24 protein-coding genes and 1 pseudogene are annotated in these 24,237 nt (G+C 62.6%); 8 read left to right on the top strand and 17 right to left on the bottom strand.

Translation table 11 applies throughout. The features are described from left to right. Positions 1–181: 181 nt before the first annotated feature. Positions 182–1,573, bottom strand: a complete 1,392-nt coding sequence (locus AB4037_RS33030; protein ID WP_441774431.1) for a cytochrome P450 — start codon at positions 1,571–1,573, stop codon at positions 182–184. A gap of 95 nt (positions 1,574–1,668) precedes the next feature. On the opposite strand from AB4037_RS33030, the gene AB4037_RS33035 reads away from it, so the two are divergent. Then, positions 1,669–2,313 (top strand): TetR/AcrR family transcriptional regulator, encoded by a 645-nt coding sequence (locus AB4037_RS33035; RefSeq protein WP_434955553.1) that lies wholly within the window; start codon positions 1,669–1,671, stop codon positions 2,311–2,313. A gap of 35 nt (positions 2,314–2,348) precedes the next feature. Here the strand turns inward: AB4037_RS33035 and AB4037_RS33040 are convergent, their stop codons facing one another. The 4 genes and pseudogenes from AB4037_RS33040 to AB4037_RS33055 all read right to left on the bottom strand — a co-directional run bounded on the left by AB4037_RS33040 (position 2,349) and on the right by AB4037_RS33055 (position 5,505). After that, entirely contained in the window at positions 2,349–3,173 is an 825-nt protein-coding gene (locus AB4037_RS33040) for an outer membrane protein (protein WP_441774432.1), read from the bottom strand. Positions 3,174–3,318: 145 nt separating this feature from the next. Continuing rightward, positions 3,319–3,764, bottom strand: a pseudogene (locus tag AB4037_RS33045) (SAM-dependent methyltransferase). A gap of 7 nt (positions 3,765–3,771) precedes the next feature. Then, a complete protein-coding gene (gene agp, locus AB4037_RS33050) occupies positions 3,772–5,007 on the bottom strand; it encodes a bifunctional glucose-1-phosphatase/inositol phosphatase (protein WP_441774433.1) in 1,236 nt (411 codons plus the stop codon). Positions 5,008–5,085: 78 nt separating this feature from the next. Further along, the gene (locus AB4037_RS33055; protein ID WP_434955549.1) at positions 5,086–5,505 is read right to left on the bottom strand and encodes a hypothetical protein; all 420 of its coding nucleotides are present in this window, start codon (positions 5,503–5,505) and stop codon (positions 5,086–5,088) included. Between the two features lie 322 nt (positions 5,506–5,827). Between AB4037_RS33055 and AB4037_RS33060 the strand changes: the two genes are divergently transcribed. Next, on the top strand, positions 5,828–6,295 hold the full coding sequence (locus AB4037_RS33060; RefSeq protein ID WP_441774434.1) for a hypothetical protein: 468 nt from the start codon (positions 5,828–5,830) through the stop codon (positions 6,293–6,295). Positions 6,296–6,363: 68 nt separating this feature from the next. Here AB4037_RS33060 and AB4037_RS33065 read toward each other — a convergent pair whose 3' ends face one another. Beyond that, positions 6,364–7,539, bottom strand: a complete 1,176-nt coding sequence (locus AB4037_RS33065; RefSeq protein WP_441774435.1) for a PcfJ domain-containing protein — start codon at positions 7,537–7,539, stop codon at positions 6,364–6,366. 297 nt (positions 7,540–7,836) lie between these two features. On the opposite strand from AB4037_RS33065, the gene AB4037_RS33070 reads away from it, so the two are divergent. Both AB4037_RS33070 and AB4037_RS33075 read left to right on the top strand, forming a co-directional pair. After that, positions 7,837–8,337: a hypothetical protein gene (locus AB4037_RS33070; protein WP_441774436.1), complete on the top strand. Its 501-nt coding sequence runs from the start codon at positions 7,837–7,839 to the stop codon at positions 8,335–8,337. A gap of 173 nt (positions 8,338–8,510) precedes the next feature. Then, entirely contained in the window at positions 8,511–8,915 is a 405-nt protein-coding gene (locus tag AB4037_RS33075) for a hypothetical protein (RefSeq protein ID WP_441774437.1), read from the top strand. 29 nt (positions 8,916–8,944) lie between these two features. On the opposite strand, the gene AB4037_RS33080 is transcribed toward AB4037_RS33075, so the two are convergent. The 8 genes from AB4037_RS33080 to ugpB all read right to left on the bottom strand — a co-directional run bounded on the left by AB4037_RS33080 (position 8,945) and on the right by ugpB (position 16,000). Further along, entirely contained in the window at positions 8,945–9,886 is a 942-nt protein-coding gene (locus AB4037_RS33080) for a DUF6454 family protein (protein ID WP_441774438.1), read from the bottom strand. Between the two features lie 65 nt (positions 9,887–9,951). Then, positions 9,952–10,566 carry a pyridoxamine 5'-phosphate oxidase family protein gene (locus tag AB4037_RS33085; RefSeq protein ID WP_441774439.1) on the bottom strand — a complete coding sequence of 205 codons (615 nt, stop codon included), beginning with the start codon at positions 10,564–10,566 and terminating at the stop codon, positions 9,952–9,954. 48 nt (positions 10,567–10,614) lie between these two features. After that, positions 10,615–11,028 (bottom strand): VOC family protein, encoded by a 414-nt coding sequence (locus AB4037_RS33090; protein ID WP_434955542.1) that lies wholly within the window; start codon positions 11,026–11,028, stop codon positions 10,615–10,617. A gap of 130 nt (positions 11,029–11,158) precedes the next feature. Then, positions 11,159–11,569 carry a hypothetical protein gene (locus AB4037_RS33095; protein WP_434955541.1) on the bottom strand — a complete coding sequence of 137 codons (411 nt, stop codon included), beginning with the start codon at positions 11,567–11,569 and terminating at the stop codon, positions 11,159–11,161. Between the two features lie 80 nt (positions 11,570–11,649). Then, complete coding sequence (ugpC, locus tag AB4037_RS33100) at positions 11,650–12,705, bottom strand: sn-glycerol-3-phosphate ABC transporter ATP-binding protein UgpC (RefSeq protein WP_441774440.1); 1,056 nt, start codon at positions 12,703–12,705, stop codon at positions 11,650–11,652. A 7-nt stretch (positions 12,706–12,712) separates the two neighbouring features. Continuing rightward, positions 12,713–13,561, bottom strand: a complete 849-nt coding sequence (gene ugpE, locus AB4037_RS33105) for a sn-glycerol-3-phosphate ABC transporter permease UgpE (protein ID WP_441774441.1) — start codon at positions 13,559–13,561, stop codon at positions 12,713–12,715. A 36-nt stretch (positions 13,562–13,597) separates the two neighbouring features. Further along, the gene (gene ugpA / locus AB4037_RS33110) at positions 13,598–14,479 is read right to left on the bottom strand and encodes a sn-glycerol-3-phosphate ABC transporter permease UgpA (protein WP_434955538.1); all 882 of its coding nucleotides are present in this window, start codon (positions 14,477–14,479) and stop codon (positions 13,598–13,600) included. Positions 14,480–14,689: 210 nt separating this feature from the next. Then, positions 14,690–16,000, bottom strand: coding sequence for a sn-glycerol-3-phosphate ABC transporter substrate-binding protein UgpB (ugpB, locus tag AB4037_RS33115; RefSeq protein ID WP_441774442.1), 1,311 nt, complete (start codon positions 15,998–16,000; stop codon positions 14,690–14,692). Between the two features lie 383 nt (positions 16,001–16,383). Here ugpB and AB4037_RS33120 point away from each other — a divergent pair, with 383 nt between their 5' ends. Continuing rightward, complete coding sequence (locus AB4037_RS33120; protein ID WP_441774443.1) at positions 16,384–17,541, top strand: diphosphate--fructose-6-phosphate 1-phosphotransferase; 1,158 nt, start codon at positions 16,384–16,386, stop codon at positions 17,539–17,541. A gap of 35 nt (positions 17,542–17,576) precedes the next feature. Here the strand turns inward: AB4037_RS33120 and AB4037_RS33125 are convergent, their stop codons facing one another. Together AB4037_RS33125 and AB4037_RS33130 are read right to left on the bottom strand one after the other, a co-directional pair. Then, entirely contained in the window at positions 17,577–18,227 is a 651-nt protein-coding gene (locus AB4037_RS33125; RefSeq protein ID WP_434955535.1) for a DUF2161 domain-containing phosphodiesterase, read from the bottom strand. Positions 18,228–18,236: 9 nt separating this feature from the next. Continuing rightward, entirely contained in the window at positions 18,237–19,238 is a 1,002-nt protein-coding gene (locus AB4037_RS33130; RefSeq protein ID WP_441774444.1) for a ribonuclease T2 family protein, read from the bottom strand. Between the two features lie 392 nt (positions 19,239–19,630). Between AB4037_RS33130 and AB4037_RS33135 the strand changes: the two genes are divergently transcribed. The 3 genes from AB4037_RS33135 to AB4037_RS33145 all read left to right on the top strand — a co-directional run bounded on the left by AB4037_RS33135 (position 19,631) and on the right by AB4037_RS33145 (position 23,074). Beyond that, positions 19,631–19,801, top strand: a complete 171-nt coding sequence (locus tag AB4037_RS33135; protein ID WP_434955533.1) for a hypothetical protein — start codon at positions 19,631–19,633, stop codon at positions 19,799–19,801. A 460-nt stretch (positions 19,802–20,261) separates the two neighbouring features. Beyond that, complete coding sequence (locus AB4037_RS33140) at positions 20,262–21,443, top strand: MFS transporter (RefSeq protein WP_441774445.1); 1,182 nt, start codon at positions 20,262–20,264, stop codon at positions 21,441–21,443. A 224-nt stretch (positions 21,444–21,667) separates the two neighbouring features. After that, positions 21,668–23,074 carry an MATE family efflux transporter gene (locus AB4037_RS33145; RefSeq protein WP_434955531.1) on the top strand — a complete coding sequence of 469 codons (1,407 nt, stop codon included), beginning with the start codon at positions 21,668–21,670 and terminating at the stop codon, positions 23,072–23,074. A 53-nt stretch (positions 23,075–23,127) separates the two neighbouring features. Here AB4037_RS33145 and AB4037_RS33150 read toward each other — a convergent pair. Continuing rightward, positions 23,128–24,237 (bottom strand): caspase family protein (locus AB4037_RS33150; RefSeq protein WP_441774446.1); only part of this gene is annotated, 1,110 nt, incomplete at its 5' end.

Below are 24,237 nucleotides of genomic sequence, written 5' to 3' on the forward strand. Positions count from 1 at the left end.
GGGCCGCTTGATCCAGATTGACGATGTACTCGTGTTATCGCCGGGCAGCGGGCATGTCATCAGATCAGGCCGGATTTCTTCTTGAGAAATCACAGTCGAGTTTCGCTGGTTACACCGACGTGACCTTCGGCAAGCGGGGATCAACATCACAAGCAGTCCACAAAACGATTGCGTTCCCTCGCTACCGCCGCTGCACCCCCTTCATCCGCAGCTTACGATCCGGGCGCAGCGTAATGCGCAGCTTTGGCTTGGGTTCGGACGCATCGACGGGGTGTAGCGAAAAGCTCTTCAACAGCACGGCCAGGATCGCGACCGCCTCCAGCATGGCAAAGGCACTGCCGATGCAGGTGCGCGGCCCGGCGCCGAACGGCATATAGGCATAGCGGTGGCGTCCTTTCGCCCGCTCCGGGGCGAAGCGATCGGGATCGAAGCGCTCCGGCTCCTCCCACAGGCTGGTATGGCGGTGCACCGCATAGATGGGCACATAGATCGCCGCTCCGGCGGGAATGACGTGCTGGCCGAGCTTGAAATCGGCCAATGCGACACGCGGAATGATCGCCGCCGGCGGATAGAGCCGCATCGCCTCCTGGAATACCTGGCGCGTATAGGCGAGGTTGGCAATGTGCTCCGGCAGCACCGCGCCGGCCTCCCCGGTTACGGCCTCGATTTCTGCCAGGACGCGTGCCTCGATATCCGGATGGGTGGCGAGGAGATGGAACGTCCAAGCGAGGCCGAGCGCCGTGGTTTCATGGCCAGCCATGACGAAGGTCAAGAGGTTGTCGACCACCTGCCCGTCGCTCATTCGGCGTCCGCTTTCAGGGTCGACGGCCGACAGCAGCAGGCCGAGCAGGTCCTGCCGCTGCTCGGACGACAGTCGGCGCTCGGCCACCACCCGCGACAGCGTCGTGCGCAAATAGCCCGCCGATCGCGTGATGCCGCCCCGCCCCGGATAGGGCAACCAGTCCGGCGCCCTGAGCAGGCCCATGGCGAAGGTCCAGCCCGATCCTTCCAGGTAGCGGGTGACGCTGCGTTCCACCGCCTCGGCATCGATCGCGCCCTGCCCGGACATCATGGTCTCGACGATGATATCGAAGGTGGTGTGCATCATCTCGTGCCCGATATCGAATTCAGCGCCGGGGCCCGTCTCGTGCCAGCGCATGCGCGTGCGCTCCGCGGCGGCGATCATGATGGGCAGGAAGGCAAGCAGCTTCTCGTGCCGGAAGCCCTGCGCCACCGATTGGCGTTGCCATTTCCAGTGCTCGCCATCGGCTGTGAGCAGCCCCTCCCCGAGCGCCGGGCCGAGGCCGCGCCTTGTGTCCTCGCCCTTGCCGAGAGCGGCGCTGTTGGTGGTCAACGCCTCGTGGATCAGCACGGGATCGGTGAGGAAGATCCGCAGCTTGCCGCCGCTGCGCGTGATCACCAGCGGTTCCCTGAAGGCCTCGGGCGGGATGACCTTGAGTGGATTGGTGATCATGGCCGAGAACACCGCCAGCAGGGAACTGCGGCTGACAGCGACGCCTTCGCTCGCCTCGGAAATCACGGGATCGACTGCAATGTTCACGCCGGCCTCCATCGCCTGAATTGTACCCGTACCAGCAATCGATTTAAGGTAATGACCTTAGAGTTAGGCGACATTAAGGTGAGTACCTTAAATTAGGACGGAAACGCATGGCGACGGGGACGAAGGCAAGAAAGGCAGCAACCAGCAAGGGCGGAGAGACGCGTGGGCGTATCGTCTCGCTTGCTCTCGGCCTGTTCAACGAGAACGGGCCTGATCGTGTCACCACGGCGCAGATCGCCGCCGCCGCCGGCATCAACGAAGGCAATCTCTATTACCATTTCCGCACCAAGGAGACGCTGGTCGCGGCCGTGCTCGACCGCTTCGAGGCCGATGCCATGGCGTTGCTGGCGGAAGGAACCGAGGGTACGGCCGATCCGGCAACATCCTTCGGATTACTGGAGCGCTGGTTTGCCTTGATCTGGGAGTATCGCTTCCTGCTGCGCGATATGATCGGCCTGCTTGCGCTCTCACCCGAATTGCGGCTGCGCGTGCGTGCGCTCAGCGCGCATCTGCGCGGCGCCGTCGAAACACTGGCGCAAGTCCTGCGCGAACGAGGATTGCTGGTCGTCCCGGACGACCAGTTCCAGCCACTGCTCGCCAATCTGTGGATCGTAGCGACGTATTGGGCACTCTATCTCGACGTCCACGAGGGCATCGATGCCCTAACGCCGGAGCATCTGGCCTGGGGCCTCGGCCAGGTCCGCAGCCTGCTGCGCCCCTATCTCGCGCCCAGTCTGCAGGCGCTGCTGTAATAGGGTGGCCCGGGAGGCGAGCCACCCACAAACCCTCAAAAATGGTAGTTCACGCCGAGCCGCACCGTATGAAAGGCGGTGCTGATCTTGGTGTGGTAGAGCATGTAGTCATTGTAGGCAGGTGGCGTGGCATTCGGCCAATATTCATTGGCGTGGGCCTTCTGATCGCCGAAATCGAGATATTGATATTCGAGCTTTGCGGTCCAGTTCGGCGCAAAAGCGTATTCCATGCCGGCGCCGAGCACATAACCGGCCTTGGTCTCGCTCTTGGAGACATGGCCGGCGTAGTGGAACCCTCCGGAGCCGACACCGCCATCGATGAAATCGGACTGGCTCTTGATGCCGCCATAGGCAAGGCCACCCGTGACATAGAACAGGAAATCGCCATAGGCGTAACCGAGACGCGGACGCAGCGTGCCGAACCATTGCGCCTTGGTGCGGTTGCGATAGCTGTAATAATAGCCGGGACTGTTGCCCCAGGGCGCCTTCCAGGGCTCAAACTGGCCACGGGCTGTGTCCTCGACGCCGCTGACGTCGATATCGGTCTCCAAGCCGACGACGAAGGCGCCATATTGCAGATTATAACCGAGCTGGCCACCCCCGAAGACCCCTGAAGGCGAGACTTTGCCCGCCTTGCTGTGCCATTGCACCTCGTTGTTGCGCGAGATGCGGGCGATATCGACATCCTGGCCCGCGCCAAAGCCGTAACCGGCATGCAGACCGGCATAGAAGCCCGTCCAGCTCGGCGCCTCCAAGGGAACCGCGGGCTCGACAACGGCCGGCGCCAGATCGGCCGCCCCCGCAGTCTCCACCGTCCCCAATGCCGCGACCAGCGCGGCTATCCCCACCCAAACACGCATTGCCTGCCCCACCGAGCTCATTCCTGACGCGTGGTGATAGCGGCGGATGGATGAAGACCGAATGTCAGAATTCTGAAGTTTTCGTGAACGTAATTTCAATAATATTCAAGTAAAAACGCAACTCAAGATTGCGCAGATACCGCCGTCATTTTGAATCCTGAACCCCATTCAGCATTATCTCGTACAAAGGATCACCACCATCGAGGAAAAGTCGCCCCCGGGCCTCAACGCAGCCGCGAGGCGAAGCCGCACTGTCTCGCCGGCCTCCGGATGTCGCCATCGAGTGCACCGACTCGTATGGCAACAGCCAGATCATAGGGCATCTCATCGTCTTCCAGCACGAAGGCCTCGGCGGCGACCTCCCGGAAGCTGAGCCGCCCCGCCATGATCTCAACCCTGGAGCTTATGACGGCCTGCGCAATCGCACGGGCGGAACGGTCGATCGCCAGCACATGGCCATCGCCGATGCGCGCCGCCATAGCCCGCCGCCAGTGCACCCGGCCCACAACCAATCTCCAACACGCGCAGGCCCGGTCGCAGCGGTAAGGCCTCGAGAATAAGGCGCAGCCGCTCAGAGAGCTTGCTCGCCATCGTCGTCCTAGGGCAGCGCCTTGACGAAATCGCTCCAGGCGCAGAAGCCGTCCTTGTCGGTGGGACACCCCTTAAGCTTCAATGTCACCCGGCGCGGTGGGTTCTTTGGCGTGAGCTTGGTGCCTTGGCGCAATTGCGCCTTGGTCTGATAGACATAGTCGAGCCGGAACAGGTCGCGATTGCCCTTGCCGTCGCGCCAGCGCTGGAACTGGATGACGCCGCCGATCGGCGTCTTCTCGTCCTGTCCCGGCAGCACATAGGGCTCGGCCTCGAGCGCAGCGAGGACGGAAGCGACATTGGAATCGTGTCCGAACAGTATCGTCACCGGCACGGCCTTGCCGGCCTCCGGCTTCACCAGGGCACCGGCGATGTAGGCCAGCATAGGGCCGGCCACGTCGCGGGCCACGGCTGGCGTGGTGAACAGAGCCTCCTGATAGCCGTTCTTGATGGCGGCGAGCGAGCGCCATTGCCCTTCGTTGCGGATCCTCCCCCAGGCGACCTCGCCGGGCGGGAAGCCCTCATAATATTGGAGGGTGAAAGCATCGACCACGGCATTGCCGAGCTTGAGCGGGCCCTTGGTGCCCGGTTCCTCGCCAGCCTTGGCGGTGAAGCTGTCGTCGCTCTTGGTCAGATCGCAGAGCTTGTCCTGCCTGCAGCTCTGCGAGGCCTTGAAGGCGAGGATGCCGTCGAGCAGCCGGTAGCCCGGCGCGAGCGGCGTAGTCTTGGCCTGCGCAACCATCGCCGTGACCGCCTGCTCGCGGAAGCCATCGCTGTCGGCACGGATGGACGGATTGAAGGTGGGATCCATCGTGCCCATCTTGTCCTGATGGTGCACGGCGACATCGCAGCCGGCAAAGGCGCCGGCGACGAAGAACTGTGCCGTCGCGACCGTGCGCTGCAGGCTGTTGGCATAGATGTGGACGCTGCCCGGCGCCGGACAGGCATCCTTGGCGATGAGGCCGTTCTCGGCCAGCCAGCCGCCGATGGAGCGGCCCATATAGGTTTCGAGAATACCGCCCTTGACCGTGAGATTGCCGCCAGGCACCTCCCATTCCGGCCATTTCCTCTCGGTGACCTTGGCGAGCGCACTGCCGCTGTTGGCCAGCGGCGCGCGCAGATTGTGCCGGCTGAGCATCAGCACCTGCTCGAGCTTGTAGCCTTCAGGTACCGGCTCGGCCAACGCCGGCGTCGCCAAAAAGGCGCAAGCCATCGCGGCCAGTAGAGCGACATGTCGTGCAATCATGGCGATTCATCCCCCTTGCCCACCTCCATCAGTGGCACAGGCGGAGGAGATTGTCGCCTCGCCGCAAAGTGCCGTCTCCTATTTCACGGTCAGATCAACCTCATAGCTTTCGTAGCGACTGGTATATTCAAGCACATTTGGCGCAATGCGCCAGGAAACGCCGAAGCTGTCGCCCCCTGCATAGTTGCCGGCCGGCTGGTAGATGACCCAGGGCGCAGTGACGTTGGTTCCGGCGCAGACCCCGAACGATGCCGGCAATTTAACGCTGACCTTGGCGATCCTGGCCGCGCCGTGCTGCGGCTGACGTTCGATCCGCACATCATGCAGGGGGTATACGCCGCAGGTTTCCCGCGCCAGCCCGAACAAAGGCACCACCGGCATCGGCTTGCCATGGGCAACGGTCCGGACGATGGTACCAGCATCGGCCGGCACCGTGTCGGCAAGCAAGACCGCCGCCGCACTTGCTGCGGCAAAACAGAAAACAGATGCATGTTTCATGAATGATACGCCCCTTTGACTGGGGTGATCCGACCATAAAACCCAATATTGTCAAGCTAGAACGCTATAAATAACTCCGGAAACCATAGCGATATCTTGAATTTATTGGAAGACGAAAACAAAAGGTAGAAATATACCTTATAAACTAAAAACCAAAATACTTTCCCTTGGAGTACACAAAACAAACCGGCCACAGCAGCCACTCCAATGGTTTGAGAAGACTGTCTGCCTGTCTGTTCTAGAGGGGACAGAAGCTCTTCGAAGATCAAGGTAATATGGCCCAATGACAAAGCCTGAATTCAGTGGGACGAAATAGGCGGCTATGAACCGACATCGCAGGAATACCCTCATCCTGATGCTGGCTGGAGCAATGGCCGTCATCGGCACAGCCGCGCCGGCCGCAATTCCCGACATGTCGCAGGCTGCCCTCACCGCCGAGGCCGATCTCATCCTCACGGGCCGCTTGGTGGCCGCCACCGCCGCCAAGAAGGTGCCGGAATGGGTGAAAAGACGCGATGACATTTCCTTTTTCGAAAGAGGCGCATTCGTCGACGAAGTCTTCACGCTGACGATCGAGGTCGGCACGGTGGAGAAGGGATCGCGCGCACTCACCGGCCAACGCATCGAGGCGCAGGGTTGGCGTGCCTATGGACGACCTTCGGGCTGGGCCGGACCGGGCGGCACCATCCGTGACCTCCCGGCTGACGGGACACGCATCAAGGTCTGGCTGAAGCAAGAAGAAGGCCGCTGGCAATTGCTGTCCCCATCCGGGCTGGCCCCAGCGCCCTGATATCCCAAGGCTCATCGATATCGATGGCTGTCGGAAACACCCACCGGCAAGCCGGGGGGTGTTGTCCTTCAGCGCAGGGTTACCCCGCGCGCTTTCGCCCAGCGCTTCAGCATCTGGTCCTCTTCCGGCCTGGCGAGCCGGTTGGCAAAACCCCGGATCTGAATGGCGACATGCTGACGATCGAGTTCGATGGTCAGCAGGCGCTCCACGCCTCCTGTCACACGGCGGCGCAGCGACCAGATAGAGGCATTGCCGGTGAGGCACTTATTGGCATAGCCCGAGACGCAGTGATGCATGGCGCGGCTCTCGGTTAGTAGATCGGCGCCGGTCTTGAGCTGCACCACCAGGATCTCTTCCCTGCGGTGCGGGGCTTCCTTGGTCGAAGGCTGCCAGGACCAATCGGCCAAAGCCGCTCCCTGCCAGCGCCCGCCATCCGACGATTTGCCATCGCCATTGGCGGCCGGTAGCCTTGCTTGCGCGGCATGGCGCTGCGCCATTCGCCGGATCTGGTCCAGTTGGGCCAGTTCACGGTGCCACTCCCGCATCTGCCGCTGTAGCGAAGCGGGCGTACGGCCCTTCAGGCTGTAGCGCCGGTCCGCCCGGAAGCGGGCCGAGAGGAAATCGCAGAGATCGTCGATCTCCTCCAGCGGCAGCGGATGCACGCAGAAGAAGCGCGCGACCTCGCGCCAGAAGACATGCGCCTTCTGCGTGCGCTGGGTTGCAGCGATCTTCGAGCGGGCGATACGCAGCGCCACGCCGACATCGTCGGTGTAGGAACGGGCGATCGCCTGCCAGAGAGCCGCCTCGAAGGAGAGCTCCGCCGGCGGATTGAGGAAGGCATGTACCTCCTTGCGGGAGAGCCAGTCCTTCGCGCACTCCTTGTAGAGCGAGCCGCCCTGGGCCGCCACGAGATACCAGCGCTTGCGCTCTTTCACATCGGACACCTCCAGGCCGGCAGGACCAGACCAGACGTGTTCGAGCGGAGCGGGCACCGGATAACGGGCGAAGAGATATCGGGCCGCCGCCAGCCGCAGGCGCGCGGGATCGCGTGTCTTCAACTGCGGTCGCCATTCTCCGGGATCGCGCAGCATGGCGCTGGACAGGCCAACCCGTACTGCTGCGATTGCCTCGCTCAGGGGAGAAAAGCACTGCGCCTGCCGCGCGCGGGCGCGCAACGTGGCCTCATAGGCCGCGATACGTTCGCGCTCGGCATCCTGCCGGCGCTGAATCATGGAACGTGCCATGGTCGTTCAACCTGATGGACATATGGACAGCCGGACGCAATGCGGGCGCCGGCACGAAACGTGACGTTCCCTGTTGCGATCTCATGGCTGTTCTCCCTCGGGTCGAACGGTTGCGGGGCGCGCTCTCTAATCCCGACCGCTCGTGGACGCAAGAGCCCATGTCGCCATCGGACCATTTCATGCCGTCCTGTGGCATTGCTGCATCGAGGGCAGCAGGCTTCGGGCCCGCTTGCTTCCCAAAGCGGCCTCATCTGCCTATACACGACCGCAGTGCTCGGTCCAGGCAAGGAGCCTACAATGACCCCTTCGCTTTCAAAGCCCCGCATGCGGCCTCAGGCTGGGACATTGGCCGCGACCTTGGTCCTTGGCCTCGTGCTGGGCCTGCCAAACACGTCTTCAAGCAAAGCTGGCGACGTGACAGACAAGGCCTTGATGCTGTTCCGGGACGCCTGCCTTGCCACGGCGCCAGCCTTCGACAGGGCGATGGCAGCAGCCAAGAAACATGGCATCAAACCCCAGATGGATCTCGGGGCCAGCCTGGTCGGCATGGCCCCTGACGGCAGCTACTCCCTGCAGGTGCGCGGCAAGAAGGAATGTGCCGTCACGGCCGAGAAAAGTGCCGACCCGGCTGTGGCCGAGCAATTTCGCAGCGTAGTCGCTACCGCCGCGGGCGTACCCGCCGCCAGCCTGACCAGCGACGGCCCGATCCAGATCACGATGCGGGGCCAGACCTATGTGGTCCGCCACGATCGCAAAGGCGGCGAGGCCTATGTCATCATGAGCACGGCGGGTTTGTGAGGAGACCGAGACACTATTGGTCCGAAGTCGAATGCAAAGACCTTTGTAATCTCCAGCACAATCGTTCTGCCTCGCATCCGAGGTCCCGGTACAATCGGCGGCATGGATAACGTTACGTTACCGTGCTATCGATGATGCCCTGCCGGAATTGTCTCATCATGCAGCGAAACCCCATGATCAAATACGGTATCGCAGCCTTGCTTGTGTTCGGCGCAACCGCCGTCCAGGCTCAGACCTGTTCTTCCAATTTCACCGTTTCCGGCGGACTCGCCCCGGCGATCTCGACATGGGATGTCTTTCCCGGCTTGAGCCCCGCCACGGCGATCGACAATCTGACGCGCACGGCGCATCTCAACAGCTACTGGGTCGGCATCAAGGTGAACCGCCGGCTCGGCCTCCTCACCGCACTCAATGATGGCGCCCGTAACGGACGGGTCCAGGAAGTCAAGATGGCCGCCCGCAAGCGCGGCAACGCCACGCTGGTTGACTACACCATGATCCTGAATCCGGGCCAGATACCAGGCCCCGACTTCCGCTCCGATGTCTGCCGTATCATCCGCTCTGCGGCAGGAGGCTGAGTGCCAGGCCGCTGCCAACCGTAGCGACATCAGGGCGTCTGGGCCTCGTAGACGAACAGGGTCGACTTGTCGTCATCCGGCATGAAATAGGCTCGCAGCCCGGCGTCCCTGGTTTCGATGAAGGCCGGATTCTGCGTCATCGGCAAGCCCGAGGGGGCCCAGAGTTCAACAGGCACCTGCCAGACCGGCCGGTTGTCCTTGAGATCGACCAGTTCGAGCCCCCCTAGCCGGAAGGGCTCCGCATTCGGCGCAACCTTGTAGGCGTTCAGGCCGGAGCAGAGCATGCGCGAACCGCCGGCATAATGGCAGTCCTGATAGTCGATATATTGAGCCGGGTTCATCACCCGCAGCGTCTCCGGGCGGGCATCGGCATTGGTGACCTTGCCGTCCGCGCCGAGCGGCCAGGCATAAAAGCGCCGCGATCCCCAGCTCACGCCATGCAGGGAGTTGCGCTGCGTGTCATGGACGATGCCACCCACATGATCCTTGAAGCGAAAAACCTCGACGGCCTTCATGGTGGCGGGATCGACCTTGTAGATGATCGACTGGCTGTTGGGCCGATATTCGGCCACCGGCACCCAGATGAACTTGCCGTCGAAATCGATGCCGCCGGGGTGATAGATGCTGCCCTCCCCCAGCTTGAGGTCGGCCAGCAGCCTGCCATCCTTGGAGATGCGGAACAGATGCCCCTCGCCCTCGCCGGTATCGCGGTCATACCCCTCGCGCGGCGAGGGGTATTTGGTGGTCGGCTTGATGATGTTCACCGACGACACGAAGAAATCATCACCGATCATGACCATGCCCTGCGGATGGAAAGTCGGGAAGGCGATGGGGATGGCCGCCACCTGTTTCCAGGCAGTCCCCCGCGTGAGCCTGGTCACGCGTTCGGCGAGCCCAAGCTCACCCGCCGAGACCACGCTCGGCAACAGCGTCAGCGCGGCAAGAACGGCGGCAATCTTGATTCGGATCATCACAATATCCTCCCTGGCGCCTGCCTTACTGCACGCCCCTAACGTTGATGTGACCGCTGCGCTGCTCAGTAGATCGTCTGGCGCAGACGTTCGGGATAGGCCTTGTCATAGGCCTCGCCGTCGAAATCACCCTTGGTAATCGTGCTCAGGATCTGGCCCATACTCGGCAGCTGCGACCGCGAGATCTGCGTCGAAGTATCCCACAGCTTCGAACGCACCAGCGCCTTCTGGCATTGGGTGTAGATCTCGTCCACCGTGACGATGATGACGCTGCGCGGCGCCTTGCCTTGCATGGCGAAGCTGGCGCACAGGTCCGCATCGGTCGAGATCACGGCACGGCCGACCACGCGCAGCGTCTCGCCGATGCCCGGGATCATGAAGAGGAGATGGACGCGCGGATCCTCGATGATGTTGCGCAGCGAATCCAGCCGATTATTGCCGCGCCTGTCCGGAATGATCAGCGTCTTGGCATCGGCGACGCGGACGAATCCGGCCGGATCCCCGCGTGGCGAGCAATCGACGCCGGACGGCCCCACCGAGGCCAGCATCATGAAGGGCGAAGCCTGGATGAAGGCGTGATACTGGTCGGACACATGATCCAGCACCTTGATGCGGGCGGCCGGCTGCACCGGTTCGCTGTAGAGCGTCTCGAGCTCGGCGATGGTTGTGATCAGCGACATCAGGAACTTCCGTTCTTTCGACTGCGGCAGGCGCCGCAGCCCCTCGTTTCAATAGGTTCGCCAAAGACCCGGCGTGGCGAATTCCAGCATATGGCCGTCAGGATCACGGAAATAGACGCTGTCTCCCCCCGCCTGCCAATGGGTACGTCCTTCCACGGCGACGTCATGCACCGCGAGGCGCGCCTCCCAGTCCGCCAGTTCGTCGGCGCCGATGGCAAAGGCGACATGGATGCGCCCCACGGCATCATGGCCCGGTATGGTACCGACCGGCGATGTCATGTCCTGAGCGGAGGCTCCCCGCTTGAAGACGAGCAGGACGCTGGCACCGCCCACGTCATAGGCGTAAAGCCGCTCCATCTTCAGCAAGGGCGGGAGCTGCAGCACCGTCTCATAGAAGCGCGCGGCACGATCGAGATCGTCGACATAGATGGCGGTTTCGAGGATGCGGTCGAGCTTGGGCATGTGATTCTCCTGCGACAGCCGAAGAGGATCCGCGCCTCCGCCTCCCGCTTCGCATCATCGGCCCGGAAGGCAGACAATCAAGACAGCCAGCAATCTGTCAACCTCATGATCGCACTGAATGAGGGTGGCGTCACTTGACCGTGATCTCGATCTCCATTTGGTTGGGAACGAACCGCACATTGTCGGTATGCGAGGGGGCCATCCAGGTGACTGTCACGTGGTCGACACCCGTGAAGGCACCGGCGGACTTGTAGACGACGACAGGTGCCTTGGTCGTGGTACCGGCACACACACCGGTATCCTTGCCCAGTTTGGTCGTCACGGTCACAAGTTGCGCAACACCATGCGTCGGGCCCGATGCAATGCGAATATCCCTGACAGGAAAGACTTCGCAGGTACCGGCACCATAGGAGCCCATGGCCAACAGGGGATACGGCTTACCGCGGGGTACCGTTACTTGCCTGGAACCCGCATAGGCGAAAGACGGCATCGCGGCAACGCCGATGGCGATACCGCAAAGTAGTTTCTTTACTTTTGTCATGTGAAAAACTTTGAAATCTGAAGACTATTGGAGCAGGCAAGCCAACATATCGCCGACCATCCCGCAAATCTATACGCGATTCAATTTGGGATTCTCAATCGGGTCGCGCCATCAAAAAGATGAACCTTGCCGGGATCGACAGCAAACTGCATATGGTCGCTGATGGTATGCTCCATGCCGAGCGCGACAACCAGAGGCTGCTCGCCGATGTCCCCGTGCACCAGGCGATGAGCTCCCAGCTCCTCGACATAACGCAGCTTCACGGGCAGGCTTCCCGGCGACGGTGTTGCGACCGGCTGCAGGTCCTCGGCTCGCAGGCCGACCAGGACCTCCCCCGGCACCGTACGCGGCAAGGCCAGCCGAGCTTCCCCGAGGATGAGCGTATTCCCCTCGCCGCGCCCCTTCAGGACGTTCATGGCAGGCGAACCGATAAAGCCGGCCACGAAGGTGGAAGCCGGACTGCGATAGATTTCCAGCGGGGCGCCGATCTGCTCGATCGCGCCGCCATTCAGCACCACCAGCACATCGGCCAGGGTCATCGCTTCGAGCTGGTCATGGGTGACATAGATCGAGGTCGTGCCGAGGCGCTGCTGCAGTTGCTTGATCTCACCACGCATCTGCACGCGCAGCTTGGCATCGAGGTTGGAGAGCGGCTCGTCGAACAGGAAGGCAGCGGGCTGGCGCACGATGGCACGGCCCATCGCCACACGCTGGCGCTGGCCGCCGGAAAGCTGGCGCGGCTTGCGCTTGAGCATGTCGTCGCTGAGTTCGAGAATGCGGGCGGCTTCCTTTACCCGCTGGCTGATCTCGCCCTCGGCAGTTCTGCGGTTGCGCAGGCCATAGGCCATATTGTCGAAGACCGACATATGCGGATAGAGCGCGTAATTCTGGAAGACCATGGCGATGTCCCGGTCCATCGGCTCGATCTCGTTGACCCGGCGTTCGCCGATATGGACGTCGCCCGACGAGATCCGCTCCAGCCCCGCCACCATGCGCAGCAAGGTCGACTTGCCGCAGCCGGACGGGCCGACCAGCACGCAAAAGCCGCCATCGGGCACGGTGAAGCTCACTCCCTTCACCGCTTCGAAGCCGTTGTCGTAGATCTTCTTGACGTTGTTCAGAACGACTTGCGCCATCGGTTACTCACTTCTCGGTCTCGACCAGGCCCTTGACGAAGAGCTTCTGCATGACGACGACCACCACTACCGGCGGCAGCATGGCGAGGATCGCGGTCGCCATGGCGATCTGCCATTCGGTCAGGGCGTCCTGGGTGGTGATCATCTTGCGGATGCCGATGACGATGGTCTGCATCGAATCCTGGGTGGTGATCAGCAGGGGCCACAAATACTGGTTCCAGCCATAGATGAACTGGATCACGAACATCGCCGCGATCGAGGTTGTTGACAGCGGCAGCACGGTATCCTTGAAGAATTTCAGCGGGCCGGCCCCATCGATCTTAGAGGCTTCCAGCAATTCGTCGGGAATGGTCATGAAGAACTGGCGGAACAGCAAGGTCGCCGTCGCCGAGGCGATCAGCGGCAAGGTCAGGCCGGCATAGGTATCGAGCAGGTGGAGATCGGAGACGATCTTGTAGGTCGGGTAGATGCGCACTTCCACCGGCAGCATCAGCGTGATGAAGATCAGCCAGAAGGCGAACATGCGGAAGCGGAAGCGGAAATAGACGATGGCGAAGGCCGAGATCAGCGAGATCACGATCTTGCCCACCGCGATCGCCACCGCCATGATCAGGCTGGTGGTCAGCATGGTGAGCACCGGCTCGCGCGTGGCGCCCTGCGTACCGTGGAACAGGGTCTGGGTATAGTTCTTGATCAGATCGGGGCCCGGCAGCATGCCCATCTGCCCATTGGCGATGGTGGTGGCATCATGGGTCGAGGCCACGAAGGCCAGCCAGACCGGAAAGGCCAGAACCAGCACGCCGAGGATCAGGATGGCATGCGGTAGAAGATTTCCGAAGCGGCGGTTCTCAACCATGCGCCGCTCCTCCGGATGGCATCGAGAAACGGGGCATCAATAGGTCACCTTCTTCTCGATGAAGCGGAACTGCAATGTCGTCATCGCGATCACCAGGATCAGCAGGATCACCGACTGTGCCGCCGAGCCGCCGAGATCGCCGCCGAGCTGGCCGTCATTGAATACCTTGAACACCATGGTGGTGGTGGCCGCGGCCGGGCCACCATGCGTCACCGCATCGATGATGCCGAACGTGTCGAAGAAGACGTAGACGATATTGATCACCAGAAGGAAGAAGGTCGTCGGCGAGAGCATCGGCAGGATGATGGTCCAGAATCGGCGCGCCGGGCGTGCGCCGTCGATGGCGGCCGCCTCGATCAGCGATTTGGGGATCGACTGCAACCCCGCCAGGAAGAACAGGAAATTGTAGGAAATCTGCTTCCAGGTCGCCGCCAGCACGACCAGGATCATGGCGTGCTGGCCGTCGAGCAGCGGGTTCCAGGCCACGCCGATTTGGCCAAGGCCGCGCGCCACCAGGCCGAGCGAGGGCTGGAACATGAAGAGCCAGAGCACGCCGGCCACAGCCGGCGCTACCGCATAGGGCCAGACCAGCATGGTACGGTAGAAGGAGGCGCCCTTGATCTTCTTGTCGGCCTGCACAGCCAGGATCAGCGCGAGGCCGAGCGAGAGCACAGCGACCAGAATGGCGAAGACCATGGTGACGCCCACCGCCTGGTAATATTCCGGCTGGGCGAACAACAGCTGGTAGTTCTCGAACCAGACGAATTCCGAAACGGTCCCGAAAGTGTCCTCGAGGAAGAAGGACTGGCGGATCGCCTGCACCACCGGCCAGTAGAAGAAGATCAGCGTGATCGCCAATTGCGGCGCCAGCAACAGCCAGGGAAGGGTCTTGCCGGAGAAGACGGAGCGTTTTTCCATGGGCGATCCTAATGGGCCGCATCGCTACTGCCGAAAACCGGTAGCCCCTTGTCGGCACGATGCTCTAATGCTCTCGACCTTTGTCATTGCCGGGCTTGACCCGGCAATCCAGCGCCCATGTCCAGGCGATGGGGGTGTTGGACTGGATGCCCGGGTCAAGCCCGGGCATGACAAAGCTTGGCATCTTTTCGCTGAGGCTTTTACGCCCCCTTACCGTCCGGCCGTGCGAGCGAAAGTCTTCAGCATCGCATCGCCGCGACGGACGGCATCGTCCATGGCAGCCTGCGCGGTTTTCTTGCCGGCCAGGGCCTGCTCGATCTCCTCAGCCCAGACATCGCGGATCTGGGCAAGATTGCCGAGGCGAAGCCCGCGCGAATTTTCCGTCGGCGCCTTGTTAGTCAGCTCCAGCACGGCGACTTCGCTGTTGGGATCCTTGGCGTAGAAGCCCTGTTTCTTGGAGAGCTCATAGGCGGCCGGGGTGATCGGCAGATAGCCGGTTTCCTGGGCCCACCAGGCCTGCACATCGGGCTTGGACAGGTAGGTCAGGAACTTGGCGACGCCCTTGTAGGCCTCGTCCGACTTGCCGCCCATCACCCATAGCGAGGCTCCGCCAATGATCGAATTCTGCGGAGCTCCCTGCACATCGGGATAATAAGGCATCGGCGCCACCGAATATTTGAACTTGGCGTTGGCCTTGACGTTGCCCAGGAAAGCCGACGAAGTCAGGAACAACGGGCATTCGCCCGACGTGAAGCGCCCCTCGCCCTGGTTGGTACGGCCGGAATAGTCGAAGGTCTTGTCCTTCTGGGCCTCGATCAGATTCTCCAGATGCTTGACCACCAGCGGATTGTTGATCTTCAACTCGGTATCGAAGCCATCGAGGCCGTTGGCCTTGGTCGAGAGCGGTACGTTGTGCCAGGCCGACAGTTCCTCGATGTTGGCCCAGGTTGTCCAGCCCGTCGAAATGCCGCAAGTGGCATAGCCGGCCGCCTTCAGCTTCTTGGCCGCCTCGAAGGCCTCAGGCCAGGTCTTGGGCGCGGCCGCGAGATTGGCCTTCTTCAAGGCATCCTCGTTGACCCACATCACCATGGTCGAGGAATTGAAGGGGAAGGACAGCATCTCGCCCTTGGCATTGGAATAATAGCCGGTCACGGCGGGCAGATAGGACTTCTGGTCGAAGGGTTCGTTTGCGTCCTTCATCAACTGGTAAACGGGCTTGATAGCGCCCTTGGCGGCCATCATGGTTGCCGTACCGACTTCGAAGACCTGCAGGATATCAGGCGCATTACCAGCCCGGAACGCGGCGATGCCAGCATTCATGGTATCGGCATACGAGCCCTTATAGGCGGGAACGATGCGGTAGTCGCTCTGGCTGGCATTGAAATCATTGGCCAGCTTGACGATGCGATCATTATTGGCACCCGTCATCGCGTGCCACCATTGTATGTCGGTGGCTGCCAGGGCCCCGGTGGATACACCGGCAAACAGAACCGTGGCCGAAGCCAGAACGCTCAATTTCATGGATGATACTCCCTCACGGTGCGCCGCTTCTTGAAAAGGACGGCGTTGTTTACGGCCGGATGGTTAGCGCTTCCGTGACGGAACAATGAAGCAATTATGACAATGGAACAAGCTGGCCGCGCACGCGCCTGTCGATAGCGTGAACGGAACACCGTTTTCCGCCTTCGCAACGATCGCCAGCTTTCTGATCCCATCGGCAAGTCGCTCGTTGCCGCCCGGCTGTTTCGAGGCTAAGCAACTGGACACCAGAGCGTCAGGCAGCTTCCTCCTGATCGAGCCACGGGCTTGGTCAGGAGGAAGCTGCAGGATTTCAAACGCTTGAAGAATTTCCCGATATTGCCCATTCGTAGGCAATATCGGGAAATTCTGCCCAGGGAGGCTCCATGCCGTCGATCGTCATCGCCCAAGGGGGCGGCCCCACCGCCGTGATCAACCAGACCCTCGCCGGCGCCGTCGTTGCCGCCCGCCGGCACGACCCGTCGCTGCGCATCCTAGGCGCCCGTCATGGCGTGCGGGGCCTGACGCGCGGTGATCTGGTCGATCTTACGGCGCTCTCCGAAACCGATCTCGAACGCCTGGCCCGCACGCCCAATTCGGGGCTCGGCTCGACACGCGACAAGCCCGACCCCGCCTATTGCCAGACCATCCTGCAGGCGCTGGAAAAGCTCGATGCCCGCAGCTTCATCTATATCGGCGGCAACGACACCGCCGGCACGCTCGACCTCCTGCGCCAGCAATCGACCGGCTCCTGCAGCTTCGTGCATGCCCCCAAGACGATCGACAACGACCTGATGGAGAACGACCATGTGCCGGGCTTCATCTCGGCGGCGGCCTTCGTCGCCAATGCCTTCGTCAGCATGGATCTCGATTTCCGGGCGATGCCGGGCATTTATGTCGCCATCGTCATGGGCCGCCATGCCGGCTTCCTCAGCGCCGCTGCGGCCGGCTGGCAGCAGGCGCCGGAGGAGGCCCCCCATCTGATCTACACGCCGGAAAAGTCCTTCTCGGTCGAGCAATTCCTCAACGACGTCGATGCCGTCTACACCCGCGTCGGCCGCTGCATCGTATCGATGTCGGAAGGCGTGCAGGACGAAACCGGGCGGCCGCTGGCCGAGGCTCTCGCCGCCGGCACGGTCGAGCGCGACGCCCATGGCAATGTGCAACTCACCGGTGGCGATCTCGGTATCGAGATCCAGAAGGCCCTCAAGCAGCGCTTTCCCAAGGCCCGCGCCCGTGTCGACACGCTGGGTTACCTGCCGCGCGGCTATCTCGGCATCATCGACGAGACCGATGCGAAAGAAGCCTTCGAGGCGGGCGCCTTTGCCGCGCAGAGTGCCTTCACGGGCTCCGGGTCGGTGGCGCTGCATTATGACGGCAAGCACACCGCGCCGCGCATCGTATCCCTCGACCAGGTTGCCGGGCGCACGCGTCACATGCCCGACAGCTTCTTTACCGGATCCAATGCCATTTCCGAGGAAGGCCGGGCCTATTTCCGCCGCCTGCTGCCGCGACGGCCGGACATCTTCACGCCCTATGTATAAGGGAGATACGCCCTCCCCCCGATGGGTCTCCACCCTTACGCCTGCGGCCAGCGCTCCAGCGCTTCCCGGCCCGCAGGCGTCAGGCCGTAAATGCCTTTCTCGACCCGTTCGAACCAGCCATAGACATTGCCTTTCAGGATTCTCGGAGCATCGGGCACCGATTTGGTAAGGTCGCGCCGACGCTGCGGCGCCATGACCAGGGCAGCGGCGCAGGCAAGCGCCTGCTGGCGATAGGCCGTCATCTGAGGCGTGCGGGTGGAGCCTCCGAGGACGGGATCGCCCTGGCGCTTGCGATGCTCCCTCAGGAGACGGGAGCGGCGCTTGGGGTCGCGGCGCGGGAACGGCGCCTCGGGCGTAACGATGATCTGCACCTCGTCACGCTCGGACACGCCCAGCAGGCCGAAGCCAAGCCGCCGACAGAGATTGCGGAAGCGGGAGTCGCTTTCCCGCCCCTTGCCCCGGGCGGAGAGACGGGCTGCCAGCCAGACCTCGTCGCAGGCCCCGGCCCGGTCGACGCCCTGCAGCACCAGTTCCAGGTTGAAGCTCTGCTTGAGTTCGCAGATCACCACCACCGGCGGGTCGCCCTCGCGCAGGGCAAGGACATCACAGCGGCCGATCTCGCCCTTTACCGCGAAATCAAGCGATTCCAGGAAGGTCTTGATGGGCAGATAAAGTGAGGTCTCCAAGGCCGTCCCTCACTGCAGTCCAACAGGATCGACAATGCCCGACTTGCAACCCTGATCAGTCGGCGAGGCAGCGGCGATCAGATCGGTGAGCTTGGCACCATCCTTGACCTCGCCGCGTAGGCCGATGGTCATCTCCACGATGATTCGCCGGTTGCCGGCCCGCTTGCAGGCGAAACGCACCCGCTCGCCGGCACCCGCACCGAAGCCCTGGTCGAAGGCGCTACGGATCTCGCCGGTATCGATTTCCTTGCCGATATTGTCGGCGAAGAGCTTTTGCACCGGTGAGGCGTTGATCTCGCCGATCAAGGCCACCGAACGGCGGAAATAGGCGTCGGCCGATTTCTCGAAGAAGCAGGTGCCATGCTCGATCCATTCGTGGCGATCGAGGAAGGAGGCCGTGCCGGGCATGGCCTTCTCCAGGGCGGTACGCGTCGCTGGTTCGAGCTGAGGCGCCGGCAGATCCTCCCAGCGATGCGCCTTGTCGGCCTCGACATCGCGTTGCGCCACACCGCAATAGGCATTGCCGCGCGGCTGCGGCCAGAGGCCGTGCAGGGTGAAATGGCTTGCGTCATAGCGGTCGACGGTTTGCGTGCGACACTCGGTCTTTTCGGGCAGCCCCTCGCAAAAGGCGGCCTGCCAGCTGATGGCGAAGACATAGGAAGCCCCACCCGCCGACGTTACCGGACCGGTTTTGGCTGCGCCGGGCGCGATGGCACTGCCGTCCGCCGCTTTCACCTCACCGCAGGAGACCGGCACCCAGCGTTGCGCAGGCTGCGCATCCTCCACCTCGACGCGATAGAAGGTCGGCTGGGGCTTGTTGCCGGCAAGCAGCTTGTAGCTCTGCGCGGGCACGAGCTTGACGTTGCCGGGATTGGTCTGCTTGCGGATGGACTGGAGGGCCGCGCAGGCCTCTCGCGCCGTGAAAGTTCCCGCCATCGTTTCATCGGCCTTGGCCGGCGCGAAAGGAACCAGGATCGAAACGGCCAAGGCCGCAAGCCAGCTTTTGTGCATGCAATCCTCCAGAGCAGAACGCGCTTCGACGGAAACGACGTTTTGCCCGCACTTCCTGTTCGATGCGTCCTTACGATTCTGGCGATTACGCCCAACCACAAGACGCCTCAGGCTCTATCGCGAGCCACCTGTGGCCCGCCCCCTCGCCGAGGAATAAAGCATAGGGCTGAACAGAAACCTACCGGGGTATGGCATGGCGCGTGGCTGCACGCGATTTAGGCATCGAATGCAGCGCCGTCAGCCACACTACCGCACTGCGGTAACCCCCTCTAAACCATGCGAAAATAGCATGACGGGCATACCGCTTTGCACGTGCGATTCTGCACAAATTTCACCACGATTCGCCTATATACACGCCAGCAAGTGAGCTACTCTTTTTTGGAACCACTCCCGTGACGACCGTCGCTTTCATCAATGCCATCACCACCCGCCTCGTCGCCTATCGCAACCGCCGTCGCCTCGCGACCGTGCGCCGCGAATTGAGCTACCGCGACCTGCTGGATCTGGGTATCTATCGCGGCCATATCGACCGCGTCGCCAGCGCCGAGAACGAGGCGATCTGACCTCGCTCTCCGGTTCGGGCTTGCATGCCCCCTATCGATAGTCCGATCGCGATCCTGGCCATCCCGGATCGCGATTTTGTTTTCAGGGACCGGGCTTCCATCTTGAACCATTTCTTTCCCGCGCTCTGGCCGCTTTCATTGCGTTGGCGTGATGAATATCATCACGAAGTTTTATAATTGACGATGCGTCTCGATATTCCCCGATTGACGACATTCGGCTAAAACGGTTTAGCGGGCGGCTCCCGCATCTCTTCCCATCGACCGCATAGCCCAGCGGAACCAGGCCCGATCGGCCTTGGCGTGCGCCAAGATGCCGATTTTTCGTGCCGCAACAAAGGGATAGCCTGCGTTTGCACCCCGCGTGCCACCGCGGGTCTAGCACTGACGTATGGACGCCAAAGCAGCCACCTTGCCCCCCTCAGGTGTTTTCAGCCCAGAGCGGACGGCCTATTCGATTCTCATGGCGATCAGCGTCTCGCATTGCCTCAACGACACCATCCAGTCGTTGATTCCCTCGATCTATCCGATGCTGCGCGACAACTATGCCCTCAGCTACACCCAGATCGGCTTGATCACGCTGGCCTTCCAGCTCACGGCGTCGCTGCTGCAGCCCTTCGTCGGCCTTTATACCGATCGCCGCCCCCTGCCCTATTCGCTCACCGTTGGCATGGGCCTCAGCCTCGTCGGCTTGGTGCTTCTGGCCTATGCCCAGAACTACACCACGGTCCTGATCGCCGCGATGCTGGTCGGCACCGGCTCATCCGTCTTCCATCCCGAATCCTCGCGGGTGGCGCGCATGGCCTCCGGTGGCAAGACGGGCCTCGCCCAGTCTGTCTTCCAGGTCGGCGGCAATCTCGGCACCTCGATCGGGCCGCTGCTGGCCGCGTTCATCGTGTTGCCCTATGGCCAGCATTCGATCGCCATCTTCTCGGTGATCGCCTTGCTCGCCATGTTCATCCTGTGGAATGTCGGCAATTGGTATGCCGCCTATCGGCGCCATACGGCGGGCACCAAGGCCAGGGCCGTGCCGGCAGTGGCCTCGCTGTCGCGCGGCCGTGTCATCGCCTCGCTGGTAGTCCTGCTGGCGCTGGTCTTCTCCAAATTCTTCTACATGGCCTCGCTGTCGAGCTATTACACGCTCTATCTCGAGGATCGTTTCGGCCTGTCGCCCGAAGCGGTGCAGATGCAGCTCTTCATCTTCCTGTTCGCTGCAGCCGCCGGCACGTTGCTCGGCGGACCGATCGGCGACCGCATCGGGCGCAAATATGTGATCTGGGTCTCGATCCTGGGCGTACTGCCCTTCAGCCTGGCCCTGCCCTATGCCAACCTGACCTGGACCCCGGTTCTGGCGGTGATCATCGGCTTCATCCTGTCCTCGGCCTTCTCCGCCATCGTGGTGTTCGCGCAGGAGTTGGTGCCGGGCAAGACCGGCATGATCGCCGGGCTGTTCTTCGGCCTCGCCTTCGGCATGGGCGGCGTCGGTGCCGCAGCTCTCGGCGTTCTGGCCGATTGGACCAGCATCGAATTCGTCTACAAGGTCTGCTCCTTCCTGCCGATGATCGGGCTGTTGACCGTCTTCCTGCCCAATATCGAGCGCCCACAGCCGCAGCCCGTGGAAGCGGCCAAGGAAGTGTTTGAATAGGAAAGGCGGCTCGTCTTTTCATCCCCGACTTTCTCGATGCCGAACGGGGCTCGTTGGAGCAAAGCGTGTTCATGTGAGAACGCGCTTTGCTCCAAGTCTTTGTTTCCAAGCCAATCCAACGGATTGGCTGGAGCGTCCTTGCGAAATTTGCCGGGTCCCGTCAGATCGCAGAACGCCTTGGGCGGCTGCCGCCCCAATTTTGAACGACGAATGGAAACGACCAAATGGCTACGGTATTTCCGCCGACTGGTTCGCAGGCGAACCTCGGCGGTCACCAGAGCTGGAGCCGGGAGGCACTCGAAACCTTCATCCTGGCCTGGCCCCTCATTTTGACCAATCTGGTCGAGCTGGCGCTGACCACCACCAATCTCATCCTCGTGGGTGAATTGGGGTCGCAGGCGATTGCCGCCGTGACCCTGGCCAACAATCTGTTCTTCTTCTTTGCCATCATTGGATTGGGCGTGGTGACGGCGGTGGCGCCAATGGTGGCCAGCGCGCTCGGTGCCGGTGACGACAGCGGCCGCGATATCCGCCGCACCGTGCAGCAGGGATTGTGGACGTCGCTGATCGTCTCGATTCCGGGCCTTGCCTGCCTGATGAACAGCGAATGGATCATGCTGCATCTCGGCCAGAGCCCCGAGATCGCCAGGCAGGCCTCGCAATATCTCAACGGCCTCGCTTGGTCGCTGCCGGCCTTCGTGGGCTACATCGCCCTGCGTTCGGCGGCAGCCGCCATGGGCCAGCCGCGTGCTGCCTTGTGGAGCGCGCTTGTCGGCATCGTCATCAATGCCGTCCTGGCCTGGGGCCTCACTTTCGGCCATCTCGGCCTGCCGGCCCTCGGCGTGCCGGGCCCGGGCATTGCCACCACGATCGCGACCTGGATCTTCTTCCTGCTGCTTGCCGCCTTCCTGGCCTTCAGCCGGCCCTTCCGGCGCTTTCAACTGTTCCAGAACCTGTGGCGGCCAGACCGGGAGCGGCTCTGGCAGATCTTTCGGCTGGGTGTGCCCATCGCCATCACGCTCGCCTTCGAGGTTACTGTCTTCAATGCCGCGGCCTTCCTGATGGGGCGCATCGGCGAGACGGACCTGGCGGCGCATGGCATCGCCATCCAGATCGCCTCGATCAGCTTCATGGTGCCGCTCGGCCTCGGCCAGGCGGCGACGGTGCGGGTCGGCCTCGCCTATGGCGCCGGCGACAAGCATGCCATCAGCCGGTCCGGTTGGACGGCCTATGTCCTTGGTGTCGGTTTCATGTGCGCGGCGGCGGCCTTCATGCTGATCGCACCGCATCTGCTGATCGGCCGGTTCATCGATCTTGCCGATCCCGTCAACGCCGATGTGGTGTCCCGGGCCAGCCTGTTCCTGATCTTCGCCGGCCTGTTCCAGATCACCGACGGTGCCCAGGTGGTGGCCGCCGGCATGCTGCGCGGCCTGCACGACACCCTGATCCCGATGCTGCTTGCCGCTATCGGCTATTGGGTGGCGGGGCTGCCGCTCGGCATCCTGCTGGGCTTCCATTTCGGCTGGGGTGGCGCCGGCATCTGGGCCGGCCTGGTAAGCGGGCTGACCGCGGTCGCCGTGCTGATGACCATGCGCTGGCTGCGGCGGGATCGCCTCAAGCCGGCGACCTGAGCCACCGCCATCTCGGTAGGGGGCCAAAACTTCTCTTTGTGGGAATTGGCTGCCTATTGCTGGGACTGGAAGTAGTTCAACCTTTGCCGATAGGCCGCTTCGATGCAGCTGGCTGTGGCGCCGCAGCGATCGCGATTGGTGCGCCAGGCCGTCTGGTTCGCCGACAGGGCAACCTGATCGGCCTTCTGCAGGCTCCTGAAACGAGCCTTGAAGACATTGTCGAGGGCAAGGTCGAGCCGCGCCAGCGTATCGCTCTGGCAAATGGCACGCTCGCTCGGATTGAGACGTCCGCCGCAGGGGAAACTCGGCGACACGGAGGGCGTGCCTGCCGCCTTGTCGACCAGGCTCTTCAGAAAGGCGAGCCGCTGCCGATAGCTCACACCGATACAGGCCGCGTCCCCGCCGCACTCGTCGCGCTGGGCGCGCCAGGCTGTCTGGTTGGCCTTCAGCTTGGCCTGCAAATCCTTCGGCAGGGCCGAATTGATCATGCCATAGGCCGATGACAGTGTCTGATCGAGGGTGGCAAGACTGCCATCCTGGCAGATGGCGTTTTCGGTGGGATTCAGGCGGCCGTTGCAAGGAAAGCTTGGCGCCACCGATGCGGGAATGGTTCGATCGGGGACCGCAAAGTCGAGGGCCGCATTCTGTTGCGGCGCGGAGCCGGTTTGGGCGTCACCACCCGTCGTCGCGGCCGGGGCGATGTCGGCTGAGCCTTGCGTCGACTGATCGACCGGTGCCAGGGCAGTGGCGCCAATCGCCTTGACAGGCTGAGGCGTCTCCATCTTTCCGGACATGGCGAAGGAACCGATGATGGCCTCGTTCACCCAGGGAGTCTGGCTGCCCTGGGTCGACTGGTCGACATCGGCCCTGACCTGGCCGAACATCTGGCGGATGTCGAGGCCGGGCGTCTCCATATGAGCGAGCAGCGCCGTGGTGAAGGGCGAGTTGCGCCCGCTGCCATCCTGGGCCACCGAGCCCGGCGCCGTCGAAAAGGCGATCAGCGTGCCCTTGGCCGAGGAGGCGTCGAGATCGATGCGCGCCAGCCCGCGTGTACCAGCCCCCCGCGTCAGCTGGCGCGTCAGGGGATTGTCGCGGCACGAATCCAGGATCACGATCTTCACCTTCGGGGCCGCGCTGTCGACCAGTTCCAGAAGCTTGTCCAA

This window comes from Labrys sp. KB_33_2 (genome assembly GCF_052114505.1).
Lineage (GTDB): Bacteria > Pseudomonadota > Alphaproteobacteria > Rhizobiales > Labraceae > Labrys.

What these genes read in the sequence shown, in the direction of transcription:
- AB4037_RS33030 (WP_441774431.1), bottom strand. Translation starts at nt 1,573, where the DNA reads ATGGAGGCCGGCGTGAACATTGCAGTCGATCCCGTGATTTCCGAGGCG.
- AB4037_RS33035 (WP_434955553.1), top strand. Translation starts at nt 1,669, where the DNA reads ATGGCGACGGGGACGAAGGCAAGAAAGGCAGCAACCAGCAAGGGCGGA.
- AB4037_RS33040 (WP_441774432.1), bottom strand. Translation starts at nt 3,173, where the DNA reads ATGCGTGTTTGGGTGGGGATAGCCGCGCTGGTCGCGGCATTGGGGACG.
- agp (WP_441774433.1), bottom strand. Translation starts at nt 5,007, where the DNA reads ATGATTGCACGACATGTCGCTCTACTGGCCGCGATGGCTTGCGCCTTT.
- AB4037_RS33055 (WP_434955549.1), bottom strand. Translation starts at nt 5,505, where the DNA reads ATGAAACATGCATCTGTTTTCTGTTTTGCCGCAGCAAGTGCGGCGGCG.
- AB4037_RS33060 (WP_441774434.1), top strand. Translation starts at nt 5,828, where the DNA reads ATGAACCGACATCGCAGGAATACCCTCATCCTGATGCTGGCTGGAGCA.
- AB4037_RS33065 (WP_441774435.1), bottom strand. Translation starts at nt 7,539, where the DNA reads ATGGCACGTTCCATGATTCAGCGCCGGCAGGATGCCGAGCGCGAACGT.
- AB4037_RS33070 (WP_441774436.1), top strand. Translation starts at nt 7,837, where the DNA reads ATGACCCCTTCGCTTTCAAAGCCCCGCATGCGGCCTCAGGCTGGGACA.
- AB4037_RS33075 (WP_441774437.1), top strand. Translation starts at nt 8,511, where the DNA reads ATGATCAAATACGGTATCGCAGCCTTGCTTGTGTTCGGCGCAACCGCC.
- AB4037_RS33080 (WP_441774438.1), bottom strand. Translation starts at nt 9,886, where the DNA reads ATGATCCGAATCAAGATTGCCGCCGTTCTTGCCGCGCTGACGCTGTTG.
- AB4037_RS33085 (WP_441774439.1), bottom strand. Translation starts at nt 10,566, where the DNA reads ATGTCGCTGATCACAACCATCGCCGAGCTCGAGACGCTCTACAGCGAA.
- AB4037_RS33090 (WP_434955542.1), bottom strand. Translation starts at nt 11,028, where the DNA reads ATGCCCAAGCTCGACCGCATCCTCGAAACCGCCATCTATGTCGACGAT.
- AB4037_RS33095 (WP_434955541.1), bottom strand. Translation starts at nt 11,569, where the DNA reads ATGACAAAAGTAAAGAAACTACTTTGCGGTATCGCCATCGGCGTTGCC.
- ugpC (WP_441774440.1), bottom strand. Translation starts at nt 12,705, where the DNA reads ATGGCGCAAGTCGTTCTGAACAACGTCAAGAAGATCTACGACAACGGC.
- ugpE (WP_441774441.1), bottom strand. Translation starts at nt 13,561, where the DNA reads ATGGTTGAGAACCGCCGCTTCGGAAATCTTCTACCGCATGCCATCCTG.
- ugpA (WP_434955538.1), bottom strand. Translation starts at nt 14,479, where the DNA reads ATGGAAAAACGCTCCGTCTTCTCCGGCAAGACCCTTCCCTGGCTGTTG.
- ugpB (WP_441774442.1), bottom strand. Translation starts at nt 16,000, where the DNA reads ATGAAATTGAGCGTTCTGGCTTCGGCCACGGTTCTGTTTGCCGGTGTA.
- AB4037_RS33120 (WP_441774443.1), top strand. Translation starts at nt 16,384, where the DNA reads ATGCCGTCGATCGTCATCGCCCAAGGGGGCGGCCCCACCGCCGTGATC.
- AB4037_RS33130 (WP_441774444.1), bottom strand. Translation starts at nt 19,238, where the DNA reads ATGCACAAAAGCTGGCTTGCGGCCTTGGCCGTTTCGATCCTGGTTCCT.
- AB4037_RS33140 (WP_441774445.1), top strand. Translation starts at nt 20,262, where the DNA reads ATGGCGATCAGCGTCTCGCATTGCCTCAACGACACCATCCAGTCGTTG.
- AB4037_RS33145 (WP_434955531.1), top strand. Translation starts at nt 21,668, where the DNA reads ATGGCTACGGTATTTCCGCCGACTGGTTCGCAGGCGAACCTCGGCGGT.